This is a genomic window from Pseudoalteromonas sp. TAE56 (assembly GCF_000497955.1).
GTDB lineage: Bacteria > Pseudomonadota > Gammaproteobacteria > Enterobacterales > Alteromonadaceae > Pseudoalteromonas.
The window spans coordinates 16,397-43,201 of record NZ_AUTN01000074.1 but is presented as its reverse complement, the minus strand read 5'-3'; the positions used below and the strand labels follow the sequence as shown (position 1 = coordinate 43,201).

At 37.9% G+C, this 26,805-nt stretch carries 21 protein-coding genes, 2 pseudogenes and 1 riboswitch; of the genes and pseudogenes, 16 read left to right on the top strand and 7 right to left on the bottom strand.

What is annotated here, in order from left to right; translation table 11 throughout:
* Positions 1-11 precede the first annotated feature (11 nt).
* A complete protein-coding gene (locus tag L656_RS0106795; protein ID WP_024598621.1) occupies positions 12-2,489 on the bottom strand; it encodes a PilZ domain-containing protein in 2,478 nt (825 codons plus the stop codon).
* Positions 2,490-2,852: 363 nt separating this feature from the next.
* On the opposite strand from L656_RS0106795, the gene radA reads away from it, so the two are divergent.
* On the top strand, positions 2,853-4,238 hold the full coding sequence (gene radA / locus L656_RS0106790) for a DNA repair protein RadA (RefSeq protein WP_024598620.1): 1,386 nt from the start codon (positions 2,853-2,855) through the stop codon (positions 4,236-4,238).
* Positions 4,239-4,313: 75 nt separating this feature from the next.
* The gene (locus tag L656_RS0106785; RefSeq protein ID WP_024598619.1) at positions 4,314-5,246 is read left to right on the top strand and encodes a hypothetical protein; all 933 of its coding nucleotides are present in this window, start codon (positions 4,314-4,316) and stop codon (positions 5,244-5,246) included.
* Between the two features lie 68 nt (positions 5,247-5,314).
* Here the strand turns inward: L656_RS0106785 and argE are convergent, their stop codons facing one another.
* Complete coding sequence (gene argE, locus L656_RS0106780) at positions 5,315-6,475, bottom strand: acetylornithine deacetylase (RefSeq protein ID WP_024598618.1); 1,161 nt, start codon at positions 6,473-6,475, stop codon at positions 5,315-5,317.
* A gap of 223 nt (positions 6,476-6,698) precedes the next feature.
* Between argE and argC the strand changes: the two genes are divergently transcribed.
* From argC to L656_RS0106730, 9 genes and pseudogenes are all read left to right on the top strand, one after another.
* Entirely contained in the window at positions 6,699-7,709 is a 1,011-nt protein-coding gene (gene argC, locus L656_RS0106775) for an N-acetyl-gamma-glutamyl-phosphate reductase (protein ID WP_024598617.1), read from the top strand.
* Positions 7,710-8,477, top strand: a complete 768-nt coding sequence (gene argB / locus L656_RS0106770; protein WP_024598616.1) for an acetylglutamate kinase — start codon at positions 7,710-7,712, stop codon at positions 8,475-8,477. It begins immediately after the preceding gene.
* A 7-nt stretch (positions 8,478-8,484) separates the two neighbouring features.
* Positions 8,485-9,417 carry an ornithine carbamoyltransferase gene (locus tag L656_RS0106765; protein WP_024598615.1) on the top strand — a complete coding sequence of 311 codons (933 nt, stop codon included), beginning with the start codon at positions 8,485-8,487 and terminating at the stop codon, positions 9,415-9,417.
* Positions 9,414-10,588: pseudogene (locus tag L656_RS01000000122010) on the top strand (argininosuccinate synthase). The gene L656_RS0106765 and the pseudogene L656_RS01000000122010 overlap by 4 nt, the downstream one beginning before the upstream one ends.
* A 51-nt stretch (positions 10,589-10,639) precedes the next feature.
* On the top strand, positions 10,640-12,505 hold the full coding sequence (gene argH, locus L656_RS0106755; RefSeq protein ID WP_024598614.1) for an argininosuccinate lyase: 1,866 nt from the start codon (positions 10,640-10,642) through the stop codon (positions 12,503-12,505).
* Positions 12,506-12,770: 265 nt separating this feature from the next.
* Positions 12,771-12,971, top strand: coding sequence for a hypothetical protein (locus tag L656_RS0106750; RefSeq protein WP_024598613.1), 201 nt, complete (start codon positions 12,771-12,773; stop codon positions 12,969-12,971).
* 577 nt (positions 12,972-13,548) lie between these two features.
* A complete protein-coding gene (locus L656_RS0106740) occupies positions 13,549-14,025 on the top strand; it encodes a hypothetical protein (RefSeq protein ID WP_024598611.1) in 477 nt (158 codons plus the stop codon).
* A gap of 2 nt (positions 14,026-14,027) precedes the next feature.
* Positions 14,028-14,540 carry a hypothetical protein gene (locus tag L656_RS0106735; RefSeq protein ID WP_024598610.1) on the top strand — a complete coding sequence of 171 codons (513 nt, stop codon included), beginning with the start codon at positions 14,028-14,030 and terminating at the stop codon, positions 14,538-14,540.
* Positions 14,541-14,635: 95 nt separating this feature from the next.
* On the top strand, positions 14,636-15,142 hold the full coding sequence (locus L656_RS0106730; protein WP_024598609.1) for a hypothetical protein: 507 nt from the start codon (positions 14,636-14,638) through the stop codon (positions 15,140-15,142).
* A 35-nt stretch (positions 15,143-15,177) separates the two neighbouring features.
* On the opposite strand, the gene coaD is transcribed toward L656_RS0106730, so the two are convergent.
* Entirely contained in the window at positions 15,178-15,669 is a 492-nt protein-coding gene (gene coaD, locus L656_RS0106725) for a pantetheine-phosphate adenylyltransferase (protein WP_024598608.1), read from the bottom strand.
* A gap of 198 nt (positions 15,670-15,867) precedes the next feature.
* On the opposite strand from coaD, the gene L656_RS0106720 reads away from it, so the two are divergent.
* Both L656_RS0106720 and thiI read left to right on the top strand, forming a co-directional pair.
* Complete coding sequence (locus L656_RS0106720) at positions 15,868-16,521, top strand: TetR/AcrR family transcriptional regulator (RefSeq protein ID WP_007581663.1); 654 nt, start codon at positions 15,868-15,870, stop codon at positions 16,519-16,521.
* A gap of 96 nt (positions 16,522-16,617) precedes the next feature.
* Positions 16,618-18,075: a tRNA uracil 4-sulfurtransferase ThiI gene (thiI, locus tag L656_RS0106715; protein ID WP_024598607.1), complete on the top strand. Its 1,458-nt coding sequence runs from the start codon at positions 16,618-16,620 to the stop codon at positions 18,073-18,075.
* Positions 18,076-18,100: 25 nt separating this feature from the next.
* Here thiI and L656_RS0106710 read toward each other — a convergent pair whose 3' ends face one another.
* Together L656_RS0106710 and L656_RS01000000122005 are read right to left on the bottom strand one after the other, a co-directional pair.
* Positions 18,101-19,003, bottom strand: coding sequence for a ketopantoate reductase family protein (locus L656_RS0106710; protein ID WP_024598606.1), 903 nt, complete (start codon positions 19,001-19,003; stop codon positions 18,101-18,103).
* Positions 18,996-19,299 (bottom strand): annotated as a pseudogene (locus tag L656_RS01000000122005) (VanZ family protein). The gene L656_RS0106710 and the pseudogene L656_RS01000000122005 overlap by 8 nt, the downstream one beginning before the upstream one ends.
* Positions 19,300-19,451: 152 nt before the next feature.
* On the opposite strand from L656_RS01000000122005, the gene L656_RS0106700 reads away from it, so the two are divergent.
* The 3 genes from L656_RS0106700 (at position 19,452) to L656_RS0106690 (ending at position 23,005) form a co-directional block, all read left to right on the top strand.
* Positions 19,452-19,934: a YajQ family cyclic di-GMP-binding protein gene (locus L656_RS0106700; RefSeq protein ID WP_024598605.1), complete on the top strand. Its 483-nt coding sequence runs from the start codon at positions 19,452-19,454 to the stop codon at positions 19,932-19,934.
* 159 nt (positions 19,935-20,093) lie between these two features.
* Positions 20,094-20,879: a hypothetical protein gene (locus L656_RS0106695; RefSeq protein ID WP_024598604.1), complete on the top strand. Its 786-nt coding sequence runs from the start codon at positions 20,094-20,096 to the stop codon at positions 20,877-20,879.
* Positions 20,880-20,977: 98 nt separating this feature from the next.
* A riboswitch (cobalamin riboswitch) is annotated at positions 20,978-21,141 on the top strand.
* Positions 21,142-21,178: 37 nt separating this feature from the next.
* The gene (locus L656_RS0106690; protein ID WP_024598603.1) at positions 21,179-23,005 is read left to right on the top strand and encodes a TonB-dependent receptor domain-containing protein; all 1,827 of its coding nucleotides are present in this window, start codon (positions 21,179-21,181) and stop codon (positions 23,003-23,005) included.
* Between the two features lie 77 nt (positions 23,006-23,082).
* On the opposite strand, the gene msrA is transcribed toward L656_RS0106690, so the two are convergent.
* Complete coding sequence (msrA, locus tag L656_RS0106685) at positions 23,083-23,619, bottom strand: peptide-methionine (S)-S-oxide reductase MsrA (RefSeq protein WP_024598602.1); 537 nt, start codon at positions 23,617-23,619, stop codon at positions 23,083-23,085.
* Between the two features lie 85 nt (positions 23,620-23,704).
* Entirely contained in the window at positions 23,705-26,803 is a 3,099-nt protein-coding gene (locus L656_RS0106680; protein ID WP_024598601.1) for an efflux RND transporter permease subunit, read from the bottom strand.
* Positions 26,804-26,805: the final 2 nt, after the last annotated feature.

Here is a 26,805-nt window from a genome sequence, read left to right as displayed (position 1 = left end):
AGTTAAACCGCTTAGCGTAAGCGGTTTAACCAAATTAGCTTACGACGGCCCATTTGTTCAACTTGCTCTTTTTTAAGTTCTAAATGGCTTAAAGCTTCTTCAGTTATATCTACTACGTCACCCACACCCGCAACAGCCCATAAGGCTTCTTCTAAATCTTTTGCTTTGTGCATTGCGTATTGGCTTACGTATTTTAGCTCATTAGAGAGGTAGTCAGTGTCAGGGCGACCTGTGCGCGAAATATATAAACGCATTACAAATATAAGTTGCGATGTAATGTCTTTACTAATTTGTTTATAAAAGCTTGAGTAGTCTTCGCCTAAAGTGCATTGGCTAACAATGGCCTCTTCAATGTTACCCTTACGAGGGTCGAAGTTAATCGCGATTGTGAAAGCAAGCGGTGCATCTTGGCGACTGCGATCTTTTATATTAGGCGTTATAACATTAATAATTTGCTCTTCGGTAAGAATACTCGAAAAGTCAGTTTTGTTACTTAATAAACCAAAGTTTTGTAAAATAACATGCATAGGGCTTGCGTATAAACCATAACCAATTGCACCCGTTTTAAAGTGTGCAGCTTCCTTGTGTAAATACAGTGGAAATTGGCATACACTTTTCGTCACCATATTTCTAAGCGCGGTAGATAAGCCTTCTACTTTAGGTGCTTCTTCAGATACTTTAAGCTTGTCTTTATTTCCTTCTATTAACTGAGTGAAAAAGGTTACGCCAGCATGGGGTAACTCAGCAATGCGATTCGCTTTTAGGTTAATAGTAGTAAATGACTTACTAATAGCCATTACTTCGTACTTTAGTTCGCTAAGTTTATGCTTTTTAGTTATTTTTTGAAGCTCAGGAAATGTTAAAAGTACTATATCGCCTTTTTTGAATGTAGCAGGTTGCTCGCACTCTAACTGTAAACCCATCACTGAAAAATCACGCGTGTAACCGTTAAATACTTCGCCATTAATTGTGATGCTAACTGGTGTTTTATAAAGGTAGCGCTTATGTGAGCGTAAATTTACGTATTCAAGTGGCACAATGTCTAAATAAGGTGGCGTTTTGTGTTTGGCGTGGCCAAAATGCTTAAGCTGATTTACTAACGCTTTGTCAAAAGTAAGTTGTTTATAATCTGCCTGCTCTGTTTTATTGCCGATACTTGTTAGTACTACAATATATTTAACGTCTTTTATAAGGCCCTTTACGCGAGGTGATGGCGGCTTATTGAGTTTTTCTATATTTTCACCAGCACTATTAGGTAGTGAAAGGGGTATAAAAGAGTCGTCAGGATGGCTTGGCATTATTTGTATTTTAAAACACTTCCAGCTCTCTTTTTGGCTACCAAAACCTAAAAATAGATCACGTAACTTGGGACTATTAGTTAGTTCTGTACGTGTCGCTGAGTAGTAATAAATTTTACCTGATGATACATGAGTAAATGTATAAAGATAATCTTCTTTGACCGCAGTAATTTGGGTTAGTAATTGTGTAATGCGTTGATGATTAAGTACATTGTACAAACACGGTATTTTTCTTTCATCGGTAAAATAGCGTTGGATAAAAATATTATTTTCAGTAGTAAGGCTAAGACTTGGGTAATATTGATCATCTTTTTTGCTTAAAAATACATATAAAGACGTTACGCGAGGAATGTAGTATTGTTCATACCCTTTTGATACTACAGCATCGAGTGTGTTATCTAAATTCACTTTATAACGACGTTTATTACCGTGAATAAAGCTTTCTAAAAAGTCATTAAAGGCATCGTTATTTTCTATATAAGTGCGTTTTAAGCGAATATGATTAAACTCACGAGAAATATTTTCAACGGCAACAACTTCGTATTGAATACCGTTTTTTAAGCCAAGCTCAAAGTCTTGTTCAAGGCCAACTAAGCGCATTGCAATTAGCTCGCCTTTTTTTATAGAGTAACGAGTTGCTAGCTTAACCTTACAACCGCTTAAAGATATATCTGAAGTACTCGCTGCAATGTTCTTTTTATCTTTGTAATCAATAGTTACTTTTATTGAGTAATTCATCCGCTCTTCACGGCGGCTCTCGTAAGAGGCAAACTTAATTACTTCAGTGCTTAAGTTATTTTCTAATTCTTGTAATTCTGATTTTTCGGCGGCTTGTTTTTGTAATACACGGTGATTATTTTCTGTATTCATTACTGCTTCATAAACGGCTAGGGTGTATTCGCCATGTTGTTTAAGCGCTTTTTCAAACACTTCAATGGCAGTGTCATCCATAAAGTGTTGTTTGCCGTTATGCTCATACGGTTTTACTTGGCCTGTTACTAATCCACGAAGATCAACAAAACGTGCCACTGGCTGAGATAAGCGTGACATTTCCATTTTCATCAAAAATTGCTCAGGTTTGGTTAACCCCGCAGTTTTTGATTTGAAAATCAGGTCAAATTTAGCATTGCCTAAATATGTTTTTAACTCATTCACGAGGTCTTCGTGTTTGAGCATTATGTCATCAGCCATTTATAAAACCATCACCGTCTAATTGAAAAAGTAGGTATACTATTAAGTCCATTTATTAGAAATTCAATAAACGTTAAATCGCGCTATGTTATTAATATAGGTACGATTATTTAAGTAACTACCGTTTAGCTCTTGTTATTTATGTGTTATTTGCCATTTTATTGGCAAATTACTTTAAACTATTTCAAAGCAAAAAGTATGCCCTAAATTATAGCTAAAAAGAAACACCATGTGTATTTAATGATTGTGACGGTAGATTTTTACGCAGGCAAGAGTTTGTTGCTAAGTAAATGCTTGAAATGGCAAAATATGCGTTTAATGGTAAGTATTTTCAAAATTAAAGAATAGTAGGTAAGGTAATAAATGACTAAAGCGGCAAAAATAGAGTTTGTGTGTACAGAATGTGGCATGAACTACCCTCGTTGGCAAGGTCAGTGCCGCTGCGGTGCATGGAACACATTAGCAGAATTTAAACCTTCAGCAGGACAAAGTAAAAAAGCGGCAGTGCGATCAAGTGTTGGTGGTTATGCTGGGGGTATTGGTGGCGGCTCTAAAAAAATTAATGATATTGCTACGTCAGAGGCAGAAAAACAGCTAACAGAAATTGGCGAGCTCGATCGAGTGTTAAGCGGTGGTGTAACTACTGGCTCGGTTAATATAATTTCGGGTGATCCAGGCGCTGGTAAAACAACCTTACTATCTGACTTAGTGGCGAGAATGTCACAACGTATGCCATCACTTTACTGTACGGCAGAAGAGTCTTTATCTCAGTTTAAAAACAGGGTAAATCGTTTAAAGTTAAACTATAACCCTGATGAGCTTTATTTACTTTCAGAAACTAGTGTTGAAACTATTATTGAAGAGCTCGAGAAAAATAAAATTAAGTTTGCTGTCATTGACTCTATTCAAGCTGTTGTAACCGATACGGCAAATGGCAGCCCAGGTTCGCCATCGCAAGTAAAAAGTGCAGCCCAAGCGTTAACTCAATACTGTAAGCAAAATGATGTAACCATGTTCATTATTGCTCACGTAAATAAAAATAACGAAATAGCAGGCCCTCAAACACTCGTACATATTGTCGATGCACTTTTACACATAGATACCAATGATGGGCAAATTCGAACCCTTAGGGCAAATAAAAACCGCTTTGGTGATATTGATACTGTGGGCATTTTTAAAATGTGTGAACGTGGGATGTTGAGCGTGGATAATCCAAGCGAAATATTTTTATCGGGTTCTACAACCGATTCACCAGGGTCTACAATTACCTGTATTCGTAAAGGCAATCGTAATTTATTGCTCGAAATTCAGTGTTTAACGACCGAAACCGAGGCAGAATTTCCGCAGCGTGTTTGTGTTGGTTTAAATATGAACCGTATAAAAATGCTGACTGGTATATTACGCAAACACACTAAAACTAAAATATTTCACGATACTTTTTTTAATATTGTTGGCGGCCTAAGAATTGATGAAACAGAAACGTGTATTGATTTAGCATTGGTTACCGCATTACTTAGTAGCTTAAACGAATTTGTTGTACCTCGTACCACGTGTATTATGGGTGAGCTTAGCTTAAACGGCGATGTACGCCCAATCGACAGTGGTGTACCACGTGTTAAAGAAGCCGCTCAGCATGGTTTTACAGAAATATATATTCCATTTCGTAATTATCATAAATCAATGGAAGGGCTTGGCGCTAAAATTACGCCAGTTAAAACAGTACATGAGTTGCTTAGTTTAATTAATTAACACTTACGGGTGTTAATTTGTAATGTTACTCTTAAGAAAACTCGGTTTACACAAAGAATAGAATAAGGAAATAACATGAAAAAGTTAGTAATAGTTGCAGCAATTGTAGCTGCGGGCGTTGGTGGCGTGAGCTATGCAAATTATGTAGCTACACAAGAAGTGCGTGCAGAAGTAGATAAGCAACTTGCTTTAGTAAGCGAGCAAACTGGCGCTACATTTAAATACGCTGGTTTATCGGCAAGTGTTATTTCAAAAAGCGTAGAAATAACAAACATGGAAGTAATAAGCCCTGAGGGTGACAATGTTGCTAATATTCAAAGCATTGAAATAACTGGTTACGAGCCAGATAAAATATCACCGCATACATCATTTGATGTAAAAAGCTTTCAGTTTGATAAAGATTTTGTTTCAAAATTACCTGCAGATACAAACGAAATGTTAGCGTCGGCAAGTTACGATTTACATTCATCACTTGATTACGATGAAGAGTCTGGCAACAGTGATGTTGTGGTTAAGCTTGATGCAAAAGATATTGTTAGTTTTAATATGGATATGGGCTTGGCTAATTCAAAAGCATTAATGGATGCTTCATTGGCGATTAGTAAAGCACAGCAAGAAGCGGGTAACCAGCCACTTACTTACGAGCAAGAGTTACAGCAGCAAACACTTGTTATGCAAGCAATGAGTAAGTTAGAGCCACGTAATGTTAGCTTTGTTTTAAATAATCAAGGTAAGCTAAAAGATTTATTATCAAGCGAGCTTGAAAAGCAAGGTATGACGCTTGAGCAGATGGAAATGACGCTAGAGCAACAGTTGCAACAAGCGCCTGTTACTGAAGACATAGCCGCAGCTTTAACTAGCTTTGCTAAAGGTTTAAATTCATTTAGCGTATCTGCAAAGCTACCTGAAGGTAAAACCATGATGGAAATTAATCAACAAGTTATGATGCTAGTAGGGCAACCTGAAGAGCTAGTTAAGTTTATTAATTTAGAAGTTAAAGGTGATTAAATATTAGTATTTAATCATCTAATAAAGGCGCCAATTGGCGCCTTTATTATTTGTGTTGTTATAAGCAGCTAGTGACCCGGATAGCTAAAGCAATTAGCTTTAATAATATCGGTGATTATTTGTTGTGATGGTTTTATTTTTTCCATCGCTAAAAACTCGTCAGGTTGATGCGCTTGGTTAATTGAACCTGGACCCATTACAATTGTTTCACAGCCAAGTTGTTGTATAAAAGGAGCTTCAGTACAGTAATTTACCGCGACCGCTTTTTGCCCCGCTATTTTTTCAGCCATTTTTACTAAAGCACTGTCGGTGCTGCCACTAAATGCCGGAATGGGTTCGTGTAAATCAATAACACTCACAGCGTTAGGGTATTGATCATTAATTTCTTTCGTTGCATCGTGTACTAATGCTTGTAGTTCTTTAATGCTTAAACCCGGTAATGGGCGCATATCTATATGCATTTCACAGCAACCACAAATTCTATTCGCGTTATCGCCACCATGAATATTACCTAAATTTAATGTTGGATAAGGAATTTCAAAGTGATTTATTGAATACTTATGCTTTAGTTGCTCTTTTAAGAACATCAATTTTGTAATCACTTTATGCATTACTTCAATGGCGTTAAGGCCACGTTCGGGATCTGAGCTATGCCCAGAGCGACCAACTACTCTTATTGATGTACTCATATGGCCCTTGTGCATAAATACTGGAGTCATATCAGTAGGTTCGCCAATTATACAGCGCGCAGGTTTTAAATTAGGGTGCTTACATATTTGCTGTGCACCTGCCATAGTTGTTTCTTCATCGGCAGTGGCGAGTATTAAAATAGGTTGAGTTTGCTGCTTTTCATCAAGCTCACTAATCGCATGTAATACAAAAGCAAAAAAACCTTTCATATCAATGCTTCCTAGCCCGTACAATTTATTGTCGAGTTCGGTAAGTTTAAACGGATTGTGGTTCCAGCGGCTGTCATCAAAAGGCACTGTATCAGTGTGGCCCGCAAGCATTAATCCGCCATCGCCTTTCCCGCGTTTTGCTAATAAATTAAAGCGGCCCTTACCACCTTCTAGTTCAATAATTTCACACGTAAAACCAAGTGTTTCACACCAGTTTGCAAGGAGTTCGATTACGTTTTTATTGCTCATACACAGGTTGTCTTCAATTGCGCTAATAGAAGGGGCTGCAATCAATTGTTGATACATAGAAATAAACGAAGGCAAAGGCATAAAAAATCCAAAATTATTATTCAATTTAATTGCATAACAATATAAAAGTATTTATGATGAATATCAATTCACTTTTTAAGCATAAATATATTAAAGTAAAGCTATGAAAATAATGCGACGATAATCTACAAATTCATTAAATTAAGTCTTAATTTAGCGTTTTAGCTAGTTTAAGCGAACAACATATATATTTAGCCGTAAATTTAAAAATAACGAGTAATCAATGAATGTAGTTATTATTGGCGCAAGCGGTTACAGCGGCGCAGAGTTAGCAAGCTTAGTTGCTAATCATCCAAACCTTACCTTAACAGGCTGTTATGTATCTGAGGGTAGCTTAGATAAAAATAAATTACTAAGTGATTTATATCCAGAGCACCTTGGCTTACTAGATTGTCCTTTACTTCCTCTTAGTGCATCAGCTTTTGATGACATTCAAAATGATGCTGACTATGTATGTTTATGTACCGATCACAAAGTAAGTGTTGATTTAGCGCCTCAATTTTTAGCTATGGGTAAAAAAGTATTTGATTTGTCTGGTGGTTATCGCCTAGCAAGTAATGATGATTACGTTACTTACTATGGTTTTGAGCATCAACACCCAGAGCTTTTAAATGAAGCGGCTTACGGTTTAGCAGAGTGGAACAGTGATGCTATAGCTAACGCAAAGCTAATTGCTGTTGCAGGCTGTTACCCAACTGCCGCACTTAATGCACTTAAACCGCTTAAAAAAGCAGGCTTATTGAGCAGTGAAAGTATTATTATTAATGCCGTATCGGGTGTTACGGGTGCCGGGCGTAAAGCGAGTGTAGGAACACATTTTTGTGAGGTATCGCTTGCACCTTATGGTTTGTTTAACCACCGCCACGGTCCTGAAATTGAACAACACCTTGGCCACAAAGTGTTATTTACACCGCATTTAGGTAATTTCCCGCGCGGTATTTTAGAAACTATTTATGTACAACTTAAGCCAGGCGTTACCAAGGAAAACGTTGCATCGGCTTATCAAGTACTTGCTAACGAGCCATTAATTCGTTTGTTAGGCAATAAAATACCTTCAATTAAAGGTGTAGCTAAGCAGCCATTTGTTGATATTGGTTGGCAACAACAAGGCACGCAGTTAATTGTAATGTCTGCGATTGATAACTTATTAAAAGGTGCTGCCGGTCAAGCTTTGCAATGTATTAATATTTCTATGAATTTAGAGCACACGACCGGCTTAAAAGGGGCGTTTTAAATGAGTAAAAAAACGTGGGTTATTAAACTCGGTGGTGCAGTACTTAATACAGAAAATGCAGCAAAAGCGTTATTTGATGTACTCAATGAGCAAAAAAATAATGAGTTTGTCATTGTGCACGGTGGTGGCTCTTTAGTTGATACATGGCTTAAGCAAGCCGGTTTTGCTAGTGCTAAGCACCAAGGCTTACGTATTAGTCCAGCAGAGCAAATGCCTTATATAGTTGGGGCACTTGCAGGTTGTGCTAATAAACAATTAATGACTCAGGCGATTAATGCAGGGCATAAACCTGTTGGCTTAAGCCTTTTTGAAGCGGGTGTGACTGCTACTCAAAAGCTAAAAGCGCTTTGCTTAGTAGGTAAGTGCAAAAGCAACGACGATTCTATAATTAGTGATTTACTTAAAATAGGTCGTTTACCTATTGTTAGCTCTATCGGCTTTGATGAACAAGGCTTGTGGTACAACGTAAATGCAGATGAAGCTGCAGCGGCTATTGCTAGTAATTTAAATGCAGAACTTATTTTTATGACAGATGTAGAAGCGGTACTTGATGCAAATAAACAGCCGTTACATCAACTTGACACAAAACACATTGATACTTTAATTACAGATGGAGTAATTGTGGGCGGGATGGAGGTCAAAGTTAAGACCAGTCTTCACGCTGCCCAACACTTACGACGCGGTGTGTATATTTCCAGCTGGCAAAAGCCAGAAAATTTAACTGCTCTGCTACAAGGTGAGCATGTCGGAACAAAGATTACACCATAGGTTTATTATGTTTGAGAATTTTTTAACGGGTTTAGAGTTAGACAAAGAAGGCGCACTTAATTTATTAAAGTTAGCGCGCGATATTAAGGCAAAGCCAGAAAAATACAGCCAAGTATTATCAGGAAAATCAATCGTAACATTGTTTGAAAAACAAAGTTTACGTACACGTTTATCATTTGATATAGGCATTAATCGCCTTGGCGGCCATGCTGTTTATTTAGATCAGCAAAATGGTGCTATGGGTGCACGCGAATCAATTAAAGATTTTGCACTTAATATTTCTACTTGGGCCGACGGTATTGTAGCGCGTGTAAATCAACACAGTACATTAACTACGTTAGGTGAATATGCATCAGTACCTGTAGTTAATAGCTTATGTGACTTGTACCACCCTTGCCAAGCTCTTGCTGATTTTTTAACACTTCAAGAAGTACATGGGGATGTAAGTGAGCTTAAAGTAGCTTACTTAGGTGAGGGCAATAACGTGACTCATTCATTGATGTTACTTGCTGCAACGCTAGGTACTGACTTTGTTGCTGTAACCCCAAAAGGATGTTCACCAGATTCGCAAATACTTAAGAAGGCTGAGCAAATTGCAGCAATGAATGGCGCATCAGTTATGGTGAGCGATAGAGTTGAAGCTGCGGTTGGTGCAAATGTTGTATACGCAGATACATGGGTATCAATGGGTGATACAACGCCGCTTGAGCAAGTAAAAGAAAAATACATGCCTTATCAATTAAATCAGGCATTGCTAGATCAAACTGGTGCGACTACGGTATTACATTGCCAACCGGCACACCGTGAATTTGAAATTACCTCTGAGGTAATGGATGGTCCAGCATCTAAAATTATTCAACAAGCAGAGAATCGCATGCATGCGCAAAATGCTCTGCTAGTTACATTACTAAATCCAAATTTTGTTAAGGAACACCTATGAGTTCAATTAAAAAAGTCGTTTTAGCCTATTCTGGTGGTCTTGATACGTCGGCTATCGTTCCATGGTTAAAAGAAAACTATGGCTGTGAAGTAATCGCGTTTGTTGCTGATGTAGGTCAAGGCGCTGAAGAACTTGAAGGCGTAGAAGCTAAAGCAATTGCCTCTGGTGCATCTGAATGTTACGTAGTTGACTTAAAAGATGAAATGGTAAGTGATTACATTTACCCAACGCTTAAAACAGGCTCAATTTACGAAGGCACTTATTTATTAGGTACGTCTATGGCGCGCCCAATTATTGCTAAAGCACAAGTTGAAATTGCGCGTAAAGTAGGTGCTGATGCACTTTCTCATGGTTGTACTGGTAAAGGTAATGACCAAGTTCGTTTTGAATCATGTTTTGCGGCCCTTGCCCCTGATTTAAAAGTAATTGCGCCATGGCGTGAGTGGGACTTATCGAGCCGTGAATCATTACTTGATTACTTAGCAGAGCGTGACATTCCGTGTTCAGCATCTGCTACAAAAATTTATAGCCGTGACGCTAACGCATGGCATATTTCGCACGAAGGTGGTGAGCTTGAAGACCCATGGTGTCAACCAACTGAACAAGTATGGACTTGGACTAACTCTCCAGAGCAAGCACCAGATAAATCAGAACTAGTAACATTAAAAGTTGTTGAAGGCGAAGTGGTTGCTGTAAATGGCGTAGAACTTAAACCTTACGATTGTTTAGTTAAATTAAACGATATTGCATCGCCTCATGGTGTTGGACGTGTTGATATTGTAGAAAACCGTTTAGTTGGCATGAAGTCACGCGGTTGTTACGAAACCCCAGGCGGCACAGTCATTATGGCAGCGCTTCAANAAGCCGTAAGTGGAAAGAAGTACTCGGTGGTGAGTTTTCGCATTTAGTATACGACGGCCGTTGGTTTACACCTCTTAAAGATTCTATTTTAGCCGGTGCAGAAGCACTTTCTAAAGTGGCAACAGGTGAAGTTGTACTTAAGCTATACAAAGGCCAAGTAACTGCAGTTCAAAAGCAGTCACCAAATAGCTTATACAGCGAAGCATTTGCTACATTTGGCGAAGATGATGTGTACGACCAGTCACACGCTGAAGGCTTTATTCGTTTATTTTCGCTTTCAAGCAGAATTTCAGCATTGGCTAAAAAGTAAATTATTTATAGCCTCTTATAAAAGGGGCACTACAGGGTTTGGAGAGATTTCATGGCATTATGGGGCGGACGTTTTTCTACGGGTCCAGATGAGGCGTTTAAGCAATTTAACGACTCTCTTCCCTTTGACTACCAGTTAGCAGAGCAAGATATTATTGGCTCTGTCGCATGGGCTGGCGCACTTGAGCAGGTAAATGTACTTTCAAGTGATGAGCACACAAAATTAGTTGCTGCATTAAATGAGCTGCTTGAAGAAGTTAAAGCAGATCCACAAGCGGTAGCTACTTCAGGTGCAGAGGATATTCATTCACATGTTGAAGCAGCTCTAATTGAAAAAGTAGGTGATTTAGCTAAAAAATTACATACAGGCCGAAGCCGCAATGACCAAGTTGCCACCGACTTTAGATTATGGTGCCGTGATACGGCTGACCATTTACTAGATGCTATTGCACAGCTTAAAGGCGAGTTTGTAGCGCTTGCAGAGCGAGAGCTTGGTACAATATTACCAGGTTACACGCACTTGCAACGCGCACAACCAGTACTATTCAGCCACTGGTGTATGGCATATGTAGAAATGCTAGAGCGTGATGAAAGCCGCCTGCAAGATGCTAAAGCGCGCATGAATTTTTGCCCATTAGGCAGCGGTGCATTAGCCGGTACAGCTTATCCGATTGATCGCCAAGCATTAGCACACGGATTAGGTTTTACAGCGGCTACAAAAAACAGCCTTGATGGCGTATCTGATCGTGACTTTGTTTTAGATCTTTTAAGTTGTGCGTCTATTTCGATGATTCACTTATCTCGTATGTCAGAGGATCTGATTTTTTATAATTCGGGTGAAGCCGGATTTATAGAGCTTGCTGATAACGTAACATCAGGCTCATCGCTCATGCCTCAGAAAAAAAATCCTGATGCACTCGAGCTTATTCGCGGTAAAACCGGACGTGTATTTGGTGCATTTAGCGCTATGATGATGACGTTAAAAGCGCTGCCACTTGCATACAATAAAGATATGCAAGAAGACAAAGAAGGCCTATTCGACGCTATGCCAACATGGCTTGCATGTATTCATATGGCGCAAGCATGTATTAAAGGCGTTAAAGTAAACGGTGATAAGACACTTGCTGCAGCAAAAGGAGGACATGCAAATGCCACCGAACTTGCTGATTACTTAGTTGCTAAAGGAGTGCCATTTAGAGAAGGGCATCACATCGTAGGTGTACTTGTACAGCTTGCGATTAGCGAAGGTAAAACGCTTGAAGAGCTATCGCTTGAACAGTACAAGTCAGTAAACACTGTATTTGAAGACGATGTTTATCCAGTACTTGAAATTGATGCGTGTATAAAAGCACGTAAGGCCCTTGGTGGGACGTCTATTGAACAAGTAACCAATGCTGTTAAAGAAGCCAAAAAAAAACAGCAAATAACGGTACGTGATGCAAATTTAGATGATGTAGAAGCAATTGCCACACTTATACAGCATTGGGCAACGGTAGGTGAAAACCTGCCTCGTGCAAAGAGCGACATGGTTCACTCAATTAACGAATTTGCAGTAACAGAAATAAACGGCAAAGTGTCGGGCTGTGCGTCGTTATACATTTACGATACAGGCCTTGCTGAAATACGCTCACTGGGCATAAACCCAGAAAGTAAAGTGTCGGGGCAGGGAAGACTGCTTGTAGAGCACTTACTTGCTAAAGCCAAAAAATTGGCACTTAACCGCGTTATTGTATTAACGCGTGTACCAGACTTTTTTGAGCAGCAACGTTTTACTTTTTGTAGCAAAGACTCTTTGCCTGAAAAAGTAATGAAAGATTGTGAACTTTGCCTTCGTAAAGAAAATTGTGACGAAGTAGCAATGGAATATATTTTGAAGCTAAGTACACGTGCGGAGATCCCGTGTAAATACGTAGCTTAAACTCCCTGGATACAAAAAACGTACGGTTATCCCTGTGCGTTTTTTTATGTTTACAGTAAACTGGTCGGAGTTGTTTGGTTTGATTATATAAGTATGTTTTGAGTGAATTTTAAGGTGTCAAAAAAAGTTGGCACATTGGTTGCTTTGTATAAGGTAGATAGCAAAATAGCTATCACTACTTTAAACAGGTGATGCATTTATCTACATAATAATGTGGTTAAAAGTTGCACCAAATATAATTAAAACTTTTACAAGGATCAATCACATGCAAGTTTCAGCTAATAGCCAAGTACAAATGCAAGCATACAACAAAACACAACAATTAAAGCCTGCAATGGAACAAACTGCTAGCCCTAAAACCCTGCAATCTGATACAGTAAGCTTCTCTCAAGAAGGTATGGCTGCAGCAAGCAGTGAAGAACTTCAGCGAGGCGGCGGTGTGTATCTACCGAAGAAACCAAAATAGTGAATATAGGTATTAAATGTTTTTAACTGAGTTTTTTGGTATGTTTTCTCTGTCAGCTTTTGCTGTCTGGGGTTTTTTAATGGCTTTTTTTTTTAATGCCTTTGTTTATTCACTAGGTATCAAAAGAAACAGTACCCTTCTACTCAGTTCATTTATTATGATGCTATCATACTCTTTAGGTGATTATTTTTTTACTTTCCTTTCGATAAACGCAGCGACTTATCTAGATTGGATATATTATGATATAGCCACTGTTATATGCCTATTAATTTGTCTTTATTTTATAAAAAAAACTACTCCCTCCTTTCTTTACTTGCTAACAGGTCTTATATTTAATATAGCCTTATTGATATCTATATATATTGATATCTATATATACGAAAATACAACTCATTGGATACTATGGGAGATATATTCATTTGGCATTAATATATCTGATTTAGTTATGATAGTGGTATTAATTGTAGATAGAGACTTTCTTGGTCTTCATAAATTAAAAAACAAATTACTCAGCTACTTCAAATCAAACGATACCCACAAAGTAACCTAGTTTAAAATGTACGTTACTGAAGCCCTAATGGATTATGTAGAAGCTTTCTCTCAATGGGGCTTTCTAATGGCCTTTTTGTACTCATTAGTTGTAAGTATTAACACACCTAAAAAAGAAGCTGTATGGTTATCATTTGTTATGTCAATTTCTTACTCCTCAAGTCTGTTTATCGATATACAACACATATCGTACCTTCAGCTCTTTTTGTTTGATATAGCAACTATTTTAGCCATCTTTATTTTAAGGTTTTTCATTATTGAAAATCTTATATCGATCTACTTGTTGTTAGGGTTGACTATAAACTCATCATTATTTCTTGGTATGTATATAGATATGTCAGTTTTTAATAATTACGAACCTTGGTGGTTTTGGTTTTTTTATTCAATTGTTGTTAATTTAGCCGACTTCATGATGGTAGCTATATTTTTTATAAACAAAGATTTTTTAGCTTTAGCTGCAATTAAAACATGGTTCCACAATAGTATTATGAAAAGGAATAAATAGTAGTGGCTGACATACTATGGGCTTTGGTAGATTTAGGGTATAACGTAGCAATACTATTTACATGGTTCTTCCTAATCGCATTTTTATATAACCTATCAGCGAGTATTAATAAAAATGATAAAAGTAGAATGCATCTTTCATTTATAATGATGGTCTCATATATATCTAGTCTTTTTATGGATCCACTTATTGAAAATCCTCATCTAAATTACTTCTATTATGATCTTGCTACTATTAGCGTCCTGATACTTTGGCGGTTTATATATAAAAAATTAGTACCAATTGCTTTCTCCTATTTAATTGTTGGGCTTTTTATTAATGCATGTTTATTTTTAGGTATGCATTACGATATTGAAATTGCAGGTACTCTTTACTATTGGTGGTTTTGGACTGTTTATATTTTTGGAATGTACTTTGTCGATTTTACAATGGCATTGGTATTAATCATCAATAAGGATGTTTTAGGCTTAAACAAGCTCTTAAAGAGTTTTAAAAAGTTATATTTAAATGGGTGAGGCGGTAAAGTTCAACTGAATACAACAGTGGTTTTATGCCTTTTTGATGTTGCCGTAAAGCGGCATAATTTTTATTTATCTAGTGTTGGAGTAAGATGGTTGAGCTACTTTTAAATACAAATATCTCTTTTTATATAGGTGCTTTTGTACAGTGGGGCTTTTTGATGGCTTTTTTATATTCTTTAGTAAGTTCGATAAATAGCGCAGATAAAAGCATTGTTTGGCTATCTTTCATCATGGCACTTTCTTACTCTTCTAGTATTTTTATTGATATGGATGCGATAACTTACTTCGATTTTTTCTTATTCGATATTATTACTCTATTTGTTATTATTTTATCTGGCTTTTATATAAAGATTAGCGGTGTATACATTTATTTATTATTTGGTTTAGGTATAAACACCTTACTATTTTTTGCAATGTATATAGATAATGATGTTATGCACCATTATGAATTTTGGTGGTTCTGGTGGGTGTACATAGTAGGTATGAATTTTACAGATTTGACCATGGTTTTGATTTTCTTTATAGGTAAAGATGTTTTAAAACTTGCTTGGTTAGAAGGAAAGCTAAATAAAGTGTTTAATAAAAGGACCTATTAGTAATGGTTTTCAGTGCTAACAGGCCTTATTTATTATTAACTGGCACCACAGCCCAGTTTAGTTTTTAGAGCTTTAACAATTACAGGGTTTACAAACTCGCTTACGTCACCATTATGGCGAGCGACTTCTTTAACGAGTGTTGATGAAATAAATGAATTTTGCTCTGCGGGTGTTAAAAATACGCTTTCTAAATCAGGGTTTAGGCGCCGGTTCATATTCGCTAATTGAAATTCATAGTCAAAATCAGAGACCGCTCTAATACCGCGAATAAGCACATTAGCATTGTGATCGCGCGCAAGGTCAGCCAATAAACCAGAAAAACCAATTACCTTAACATTGTTTAAGTGGTTTAAAATAGTGTTTGCAAGTTCAACACGTTCTTCAAGGCTAAAGCAGGGTTTTTTACTTGGATTATTAGCAACAGCAACTAATACGGTATCAAACATTTTAGCCGCACGTTGAATAAGGTCTGTGTGCCCGTTAGTTAATGGATCAAAGGTGCCTGGGTAAATTGCAATAACTTTCATAATATTCACTGTTTATTATTTTAGCGCTAGTTTAACAGTGTTTATGCCACAAAGCAGCCTAGCTAAAAAACCATATAAACACTTACTTTCTTTAAACAGGTCAGTCCATGGTGGGAGTGTTTTAATGATTCATATTTGTTTATACTGTTTACCTCTTTTGAGTGTAATGTAGCCTATAGATAATTTGAGTATTAGCATATGAATACCAAGGATAAAATAATACACACCAGTATTTTGTTGTTTAACGAAAATGGTGAGCGTGCAATAACGACAAATCATATTGCATCAAACTTAGGGATGAGCCCGGGTAATCTTTATTATCATTTTAAAAATAAAGAAGACATTATCCGTCATATTTTTGCGTTGTATCGCGATCATTTAAATACTCACTTTAAACCAATAAATAAAGATGATGATGCTTTTAATCATTTAACGGCTTACCTAGATTCGTTATTTGAGCTGATGTGGCGCTATCATTTTTTTTACGACAATCTCGGTGATATTCTCTCTAGAGATGCTGATTTAAAACAAGCTTATATTGATTTTCAACTCGAATTACTAGAGCAAGTTCGTAAAATTATTTTAGGACTTCGCGACAGTGAAATGATTGCTATTGATGAGCAAGATGTCATTGATTTAGCACATACACTAAAGTTAACGGTTAGTTTTTGGACACCTTATATTAAAGCCCGTAGGCCAAGTGGTACGCTTGCTGAGCAAGATATATATCATGGTATTTTAAAAGTACTTACATTATTTAGAGCGTACAGTACCGATAAAAGCATTGATAAAATGAACCTGCTACGTGAAAAATATACTGAATTAGCACAACAAGCCCCAACTGTTGTTTAGCCTTTGCTCTTGGTTGTTTCCTAGGCGCTGAATTTTTTGCTATAATCCCGCGCCAAATGCCTGGGAGCGCGAATTCCCGCAGTCTAAGAGTGAACTATGCTTAAATTTATCGTCAAACTACATCCTGAAATAGCCATTAAAAGCCGTTCGGTCCGTAAACGCTTTACTAAAGTGTTAGAAAATAACATTAAAATTGTATTGCGACGTGTTGACGAAAAAGTACAAGTAAGAAATAACTGGGATAACATTTCAGTTGTTACGAAACTTGAAGACGCACAAGTTCGTCTTGATTTTATCGATAGCCTTAAACGCATCCCTGGCATTGTTCAATTTATTGAAGTAACCGAAACACAATTCGAAACTCTTGATGATATCTACCAAAAAACAATAGCGTTAGTTGGTCATACAATTGTAGGTAAAACCTTTTGTGTTCGTGCAAAGCGTATAGGTCAACACGACTTTACCTCAACTGATTTAGAGCGTTATGTTGGTGGTGGATTAAATCAACATATCGAAGGCGCAAGCGTAAAGCTTAGCCGCCCAGAAGTAACAATACGCTTAGAAGTAAAAGATGATAAAGCTTACATTGTTTCGCAAACCCATTTTGGTATGGCTGGTTTTCCGCTGCCAACGCAAGAAGATGTGCTTTCGCTTATGTCGGGTGGTTTTGACTCTGGCGTAGCAAGTTACCAAATGATTCGTAAAGGCGCGCGCACACATTTTTTATTCTTTAACCTTGGTGGCGCAGCCCACGAAATTGGGGTTAAGCAAGCAAGTTACTACTTATGGAAAAAATACAGCTCTACACATAAAGTTAAATTTGTAACGGTTGATTTTGAACCTGTTGTTGCTGAAATATTAGAGAACGTTGAAAACAGCCAAATGGGTGTTGTACTTAAACGTATGATGATGCGCGCGGGTAGTGTAGTTGCCGAAAAGTTAAACATTCAGGCACTTGTCACTGGTGAAAGTATTGGCCAAGTATCTAGTCAAACATTAGCGAATTTAAGCGTGATTGACCGTGTTACTGAAACACTTATCTTACGTCCGCTTATTCAACACGATAAGCAAGAAATTATTAATATTGCTCGCCAAATTGGTACAGCCGAAATGGCAGAAACAATGCCTGAATACTGTGGTGTTATTTCTAAAAAGCCAACGGTTAAAGCCAAAATAGACGTTATTCTTGGTGAGGAAGAAAAATTCGACTTTGATGTGCTTGATACTGTTGTAAATAATGCACGTATAATGGACGTGCGTGATATTGATGTAGAAGCCAAGCAAGAACTTAAAGAAGCTGAGTCGGTTGCTGATTTACCTATAGGCTCTGTAGTAGTTGATATTCGCTCTCCTGAGGAAGAAGAAGCTGCGCCCTTAGAAATTGATGGTATTGAAGTGGTGCATTTACCGTTCTTCCGTCTGGCGACTAAGTTTGGTGATTTACCAAAAGACACTGACTATTATTTATATTGTGATAGAGGTGTAATGAGCCAACTACAGGCACTTATGCTGCACGAACAGGGCTTTGAAACTGTAAAAGTTTATCGTCCGTAAAGTAAAAAACTTATATAAGCGTGGTTTACACCACGCTTTTTTTTGCCTGAATTTTAGCAAGTAACTCATCATTGTAAGGTGTTGGAACACCGTGGAGTTTACCTTGTTGGCTAATATAGCCACATATAGCTGATATTTCAGTTTCTCTGCTATGCGCTACGTCTTGCTGCATTGAAGAGTAATTGTCAGACGTTAATTCCATTATTTTATAAGCGGTATTAAGTGCTTTAATCAATGGGATATTAAGCCCTTGTACCTTTGCTATATTGCATGCTTCAGTGAGTGCATTAAAAATTATAGCGTTGTACTTAGGTGCGCGTAAATCACCATTTTTTACATTATTTAAGGCGCTTAATGGGTTAATAGCAATATTTACGAGTAGTTTTTCAAAACGAAGCTGCTGAATGTTATTAGTAAACTTTAGGTTGGGTATTACTTTAAAAATATCAGCTATTGGCGCACTATTTTGAAAAGCTAATTCATTACAGTCACCAATAACGCTTTGCCCTTCACCAGTGTGCTGCACAATGTATTGGTTTGATTTAAAGCCCGCTATACTTGTAGTTAAAAAGTAGAGCGCTTGGTGAGTGCTTAGTTGGCTATTTACCTCATCAACATTACCCATTCCATTATGCGAAAGTACAACAGAGCAATGATTTGGTAAAAGCGGCTTTATTTGTGAAAATGCATCAAGTACTTGAAAGGCTTTAACGGTAAATAAAACAACATCAAATTCAGCTGCTTTATTTAGCTGATTTAATGAAATAAATTGTGCGTCAATTTTTTTAGATGCGCTTTTACCTCGACTATAAAAGCGGGTATTTGTTGGGCTCTTGCGAGTTAAAACACTGACATTATGCGACGCGCTTAGAAAATGGCTAAGTAACAAGCCAATAGCACCATCGCCAACAATTAAAATATTAGCCATATGGGTTCTTTTTTCGAGGTGTAAAAATTACTCTAAGTAAAAAGTAGCTTGCAGCACCTGCAAAATCAGCAAAAAAATCACCGAGTGATGCTTGCCTATATGGAAGTGCATCTTGCATTATTTCTATAGAAGCGCCATAACCAGCCANTGGCTAGTATAAAAAAAATCCCAAAATGGGCGACTTTATCAACATGAGGAAATAAATTTACAACGCCACCTTTTACTTCTTTGGCAAATAAAAAGGTAAAAGCTACTATGCTGATTAAAAAAATTGCTTGATAAACACGCCTTGTCACGACAAATCCTAAAATCGCTTAAAAAAGAAACTGGATTATATCAAACTAAATTAGTATCGCACCTGAACAAGATGCAGAAAAATGTAAATATTTATAATTTTAGCGTTATAATTGCGACATAAAATTAAGATTAAATAGTTAGGAGCAAACCAATGCCTTCATTTGATATTGTATCTGAAGTAGAAATGAACGAAGCTAAAAACGCAGTTGATAATGCAAATCGTGAGCTAGAGACCCGCTTTGACTTTAGAGGGGTTGATGCATCTATTGAGCTAAATGATAAAACAATTAAGCTTAAAGCTGAAGCTGACTCTCAGGTTATGCAATTATTTGATATTTTAGCAAGCAAGATATCTAAGCGTGGTATGGATGTATCAAGCTTGGAACTTCAAGATATTAGCCGCGCAGGTAAAAATGTTTTTCGTAATGTGGGCTTAAAACAGGGCATCGAAAAAGATATGGCTAAAAAAGTAGTTAAAGCCATTAAAGACTCTAAAGTTAAAGTTCAAGCTGCTATTCAAGGCGAAGAAGTTCGTGTAACGGGTAAAAAACGTGACGATCTTCAAGAGGCTATGCAAGTAGTACGCAGCGCTGAACTAGGTCAGCCTTTTCAGTTTAAAAATTTCCGCGATTAATAAAGCTTTATAAGCTTTGTAATAAAGCGCGCTTTGATTTTTTACTTTTGATTAAAGCCGCTTTATATATTCCCTTCTAAAGACCTTTCTTCGATTGATCCACTTTTTAGTATTTAAGCTACTATATTTATTACATGTGATTTTTATACAAGGTATTAAATGAAAGCCTATCAATTATTTTTGCTATTTCTGTTAGCTCTATTTACGCAGCCTAGTTTATCAAAAGCAATTGATATTAATATATTGGTTGAAGATGGCTATTTCCCGATTGTTATTGATGCACAAACACAACGAGGGCTTGCACCTGAGTTTATAAAAATATTGAATGACTCACAGAGCGAATTTAACTTTATACTCAATTCCTTACCTGTTAAAAGGCTATCAAAGTCTGTTGAACAGGGGCATTTTGATGTTCTATTCTTAATGGCATTGCAATGGATCCCGCAATCTATGCGCTCGAATGTGATGCAAAGTAGTTTTTATATGATTACAAAAAATGAGTTATATGCGCTTAAAGAAAATGCAATAAATCAAGCTTATTTTAATGATTTACGAGCACTAACAAAAGTAGGGGTTTTAGGCTATTCGTATCACTTTGCTGGCTACAATACTGATGCATATTATTTAAGTGAGGAGCACGGTGTTAGCCTTACTATAGACGAATACAACGTGGTAAAAATGTTGTTACTAAAGCGTGCCAACATTGGCGTACTAAATAGTATTGCGTACCAGTATTTTAAAGACCAAAAAGCTTTCGATATGAGTTTGCTATACAAAAGTGAAATCCCCGATGCCGTTTTCGATACTCACTTTTTAGTTAATACTCAGCAAAGCAAAATATCAGCGTCTAAAATTGATGCTATTCTTAATTCTTCAGCTATTAAGTTCCAGATCAAAAGCCTGCTAAATAAATACGGTGTTTCTTCAAGTTTTAATATTGAGTAATACTTATAGTTAAATTGTTTTAGCTGTATAGACGTCCGTTGACATTTGTAAACAAAATGCTCACAATAGCCGCATATTTTTGAGGTGCTTGCTTAATGCTTATGCATTGGTTTTAAGGTATTGAAACTAACAGCAAGATAATCGGGAAGTTGGTGAGTTTTCATGATGACTACAAGCCCAACACTGCCCCCGCAACGGTAAAGTATTGCATATTTTTATGTGCTTACTGAGTCCGGAGACCGGCCTTGATGCAATCTTACTTACTTAAATCTTTGCGGTGGGCAAAGGTAGGGGACATCATGTTAAACAAAACAACTCTAGGCGTTGCTATTTCTGCTGCGCTTTCATTTTCTGTGTCTGCTGCAGATAATTCAATTGAAAAAATAATCGTTACTGCTAATAAATTTGAGCAATCAATTAATGACGTTTTAGCGAGTGTAAGTGTTATTGAACGCGCTGAAATAGAAGCAAGCAACGTACGCGATTTACCAACCTTATTAAGCACGCGAGTTGGTTTTCAGGTTAATCCAAATGGTGGTTTTGGCCAAAATACAGGTGTGTCACTTCGTGGTACTGGCTCTGGCGATACGCTAATTTTGATTGACGGTGTACGTACGGGTTCTGCAACACTTGGTCAAAAAGCATTAAATAATGTTCCTCTAAATAGTATCGAACGCATCGAAATTATTAAGGGCTCTCGCGCGGCTGTTTACGGCTCTGATGCACTTGCTGGCGTAATCAACATTATAACGCGTGAATCAGATAACTTATCTTTGAGTGCTACGTTTGGTTCTGATTCTTATCAAAATTATCAAGTGGCAGGCTCTGTAAAATCAGGCGATATAACAACAGCATTTAATGCAGGATTTGAAAAAACAGATAACTTTGATGTACTGCAAGGCGTAGCACCCGATGAAGATGGCTATGAAAATAAAAATCTTGGTTTTAAAGTAAATTATACTGATGCACACTACGGCGACTTTAAGTTATTAGGTCAATACAGTGAAGGTTTCGCAGATTACGACAGTCGCTTTAGTCCAGCCGACAGTACGATTGAACGAGATGATTTTAAAAACTACCAGCTTTCTGCAGGTTGGAGTAAAAACTACACTAATCAAACGCACAGTATTGATTTAGCGCTAGCAACGGATGATTCAGACAATACATATGTCGATTTTTCAGTTGGACCAACAACAAGTACTTTTATAACTAAACGCACACAGGTTGATTATAACGGCCAATACCTACTATCTGATGAGCTTAACATTAGTGGTGGTGTTAACTGGTACAACGATGATGTATCTCATAGTTCGCAACTATTTGTTGAAGACAGCCGAGATGTACTTGCTGTGTTTGTAGGTGCTTACTACGATGCAGATAAAGTATTGGCTAATTTAACTGTTCGCCAAGATGATGACGAGCAATTTGGCGACGAAACAACGTATACAGCTGCTGCAGGTTACCATTTATCTGAAGATGCAACATTTCGTATAAGCCAAAGTACTGGCTTTAAAGCCCCTACATTTAACGATTTATATTTCCCACTTTATGGTAACCCTGATTTACAGCCTGAAAAATCAGTAAACCGTGAGTTAGGTTTGAGTGTGGACTTTGATATTGCGCAAGTTGATGTTGCAATATTTAGAAACGATATTGAAGATAAAATTGATTACGATGCAAACTTTGCATTAGCTAATATCGATGAAGCACGTTATGAAGGGGTTGAATTTAGCTTATCTCAGCAGTTTTTTGGTTTTGATAGCAACCTTAACTTTGCTTATTTAAGTGCAGAAGACGAAGAAACGGGCGCAGAGTTACGTAATGTTGCTAAACGCACATTTAACTGGGAACTTGCAAAACAGTTTGGTGCTTTTGATGCAAGGTTAGACATGCAATACCGTAGCGACCGAGAAGGTGCAGTAACGCGTTTAGGCTCTTACACGCTGTGGAATTTAGCGGGTAATTACCAAGTAAATGAACACATTGAGGTTTCGCTTCGTGTAGAAAACTTATTTGATAAAGAGTATAACGCGGTTGACTCAAACGCTGATTTTACAACGGGTCAAGTGTATTACTACAACACACCAGAGCGCCGCTTTTTTGCAGGCGCAAGTTACCAGTTTTAATCGCTTTTAATAGTTAAAGAGTAAAAAAGACAAAAGCCCGATTTAAATCGGGCTTTTTACTATGCGACTAAACTTAGTTACTCAGTTAAAAACTCTTTAAATACGGTTTCAAACTTATGTAATTTAGGTGCGATTAAAATACTGCAGTAACCCTGCTGTGGGTTTTCGTTATAGTAATCTTGATGGTAATGCTCTGCTGGATAGTATGTAGTGGCAGGGCTGACTTCTGTCACAATTGGCTCACTCACATGGCTTTGCAGTTGAGCTATCATTTCATTGGTTTGCTTTAGCTGAGCTTCATCGTGATAGTAAACAACGCTTCTATACTGTGTGCCTATGTCGTTACCTTGTCGATTCAGCTGTGTTGCATCATGCAAAGTGAAAAACATTGCCAGCAGTGTTTCAAAGCTAACGACAGTTGCGTCAAATTCAATCTTAACAACCTCAGCGTGCCCTGTTGTGCCAGAGCATACAGAATTATAGGTTGGGTCGTCGGTTTCGCCGCCTGTATAGCCAGAACTCACATCTAATACGCCATTTACACGTCTAAATGCAGCATCTATACACCAAAAACAGCCGCCACCAAATGTTGCTACTTGCGTTGTTGAGCTCATAAGTATTCCTAAAATGTATATGGAGTTTAAAGGCGAGCATAAATTGTATGCGCCGCAACAACAAGGTTACGGCGCAATAAAGAGATTAGATCTCTTCGAAAGGTTTTTCAGCAGCTTGTTTATTCAGCTTTTGTTGTAAAAACTCAGGTGACTGAGTATTTCTCGACAGAGCATAATACGCAGCAGGTACAACAAAAAGAGTCAGCAGGGTAGATACAATAACCCCTGTAAACACAACTACACCAATTACCATACGGCTTTCGGCGCCGGGGCCTGAGGCAAAAACCAAAGGAACAGAGCTCATAACGGTTGTTAGTGAGGTCATTATTATTGGGCGAAGGCGCTGGGTAGCTGCTTGTAGTATTGCTTCACTAAACTCAACGCCTTTATCGCGTAATTGGTTAGTAAATTCTACAATCAAAATACCATTTTTAGCACTTAAGCCTATGAGCATGACAATACCTATTTGGCTGTAAATATTTAAGGTAAGTCCTGTAGCCCAAAGCCCAAACATAGCGCCCATTAAACCAAGCGGTACGGTAAGCATAATTACAAACGGGTGCATAAAGCTTTCAAACTGCGCAGCAAGTACTAAAAAGGTAACGGTGAGTGCAAGTATAAATACGTAGGTCATCGCTGATGCGCCTTCGTAATAAAGCTGCGATTCACCTTTGTAATCTACTGCGCCATCTATATCGTTTTCTTGCGCGGCTACCTCGTTTAAAAAGTTAAGCGCTTGCTCAAGTGTATAACCGTCGGCTAAGTTGGCGCTTAATGTAATTGCGCGCATACGGTTGTAACGGTTTAAGCGTGAGGCTGTTGCTTCTTCTTTTAAGCTGATAAGGCTATCAAGTGGTACTAGTTCACCGCTTCGTGATTTAAGGTATATATTTGAAATATCAGTAGGGTTGGTGAAATCTTCTTTAGTCCCTTTTAAAATCACATCGTATTCTTCACCGCGGTCAATAAAGGTTGTAACACGGCGTTGACCCAACATTGTTTCTAGTGTACGGCCTACATCAGATACCGACACGCCTAAATCGGCGGCTTTGTTTTTATCTATACTGACTAAAAACTGTGGGAAGGTTTCTTTATAATCATGATCGATTCTTACTAAACCAGGGTTTTGCTCAGCACGCTTTATTATACGGTCACGCCAATCGGCAAGTTGTGCATAGTCATTACCCTGCAGCACAAACTCAATTGGGCGAGATGAACCACCACCGCCAATACCACGGCGCATAATGGCAAATGCACGAACATCGGTAACTTCTTGCATTTTACCGCTTATTTCATCCATTACTTCCCACGTTGAGCGTTTGCGTTTATCCCAATCGGCCATACCCACAATCGCAACACCGCCGCTGCCACCCCAACCGGGTACTCGAACAAGTACGCGACTCAGTTCACCTGCTTGCGAATAAGGCATTAGGCGCTCTTCAATTTTAGCCATATTAGCGGCGTTATTTTCGTAACTTGCGCCTTCAGGGCCGCTCATCATAATAAAGAACGTGCCACGGTCTTCTTTTGGTGTTAGCTCAGAAGGAACTTGTAAAAACAACGAGTAACTAACAAAGCCAGCTAATAATAAGCTCACCATTAAGCCCCATTTTCGGGTTATGTTAGTGGAGAGTGAATTACGGTAACTTACTTCAATTTTAGTAAATTGACGGTCCATCCATTGGCTAAATTTATTTGGTTTGTCTGATATTTTAAGTACTTTAGAGCACAAAGCTGGTGCGAGAGTAAGTGCTGTAACACTTGAGAAAAATACGGCAGCACTTACCGCCATAGCAAACTCAGTAAATAATGCACCTATACGGCCATCCATAAATACTAATGGCACAAACACAGATATAAGTACAAGAGTGGTTGCTATTATGGCAAAACCTACTTCACGCGCGCCTCTAAATGCAGCTAGTAACGGCGGCTCACCCAATTCAATACGACGGTGGATATTTTCAAGCATTACAATGGCATCATCTACTACTAAACCAATGGCCAGTACTAAGGCAAGTAAAGTGAGTAAGTTAATTGAGTAGCCCATTGCTAATAAAAACATAAAGCTACCAACAAGTGCAACGGGTACGGTGACCGCTGGAATAAGCGTTGCTCGTATATTGCCTAAAAACAAAAATATAACGAGTACTACTAAACCCATAGAGATTGCTAGTGTGCTGTAAACCTCATTAATAGACTCTTTAATAAATACAGATGAATCGTAGCTGTCTTGGATTGTGGTGCCTTCAGGTAGATTTCGTTTGATTTTTTCAAGCTCGCTACGTGCGTTATCTACTACGGTAAGTGTGTTTGCTTTAGCTTGTTTTACAATACCTAAGCCAATCATATTACGCCCGTTACCACGGAATAAGCTTTCGTCATCGGCAGCTTCTAAGTGTACATCGGCAACTTCACCTAAACGTACTAAATAGCCTTCATCGCCACGTTTAATTACCAGGTTTTTAAAATCGCGTTGATCTTTATAGCTACGTGCAGTACGTACTGTAAAGTCACGATCTATTGATTCTATTTCACCGGCAGGTAGTTCAACGTTTTCTGTACGAAGTGTATTTTCAATATCGCTTGAAGTAATACCACGAGCAGCCATTGCTTGGCGGTTTAGCCAAATTTTCATTGCGTATTGACGCTCACCACCAATACGTACGTTAGATACGCCGTCTACCACGGCTAAACGGTCAACAATAAAACGCTGCGCGTAATCAGATAACTGTAACGAGTCCATTGTTTCGCTGTTTAATACAAACCATGCGATTGGGCTTTCATCACTATTTGATTTAGACACTTCTGGCGGGCGTACCTGATCAGGCAAACTATCAAGTGCACGTGCTACCCGTTCGCGTACATCGTTAGATGCAGCGTCTATGTCGCGGTTAATATCAAACTCAATAGTAATGTTTGAGCGCCCATTACGGCTCGAAGAGTTAATACTTTTGATGCCTTCAATACCTGAAATTCGATTTTCTATTATTTGCGTTATTTTGGTTTCTATAATTTCGGCAGAAGCACCTGTGTATTCAGTGCTGATATTTACAATGGGTGTTTCAATATCTGGATATTCACGAAGTGGCAGCATAGTAAACGCAACCAGTCCAAAAGTAAGCAGCAGTAAATTAATTACAATGGCAAAAACGGGGCGTTTAACACTAGTATCTGTAATTTTCACGT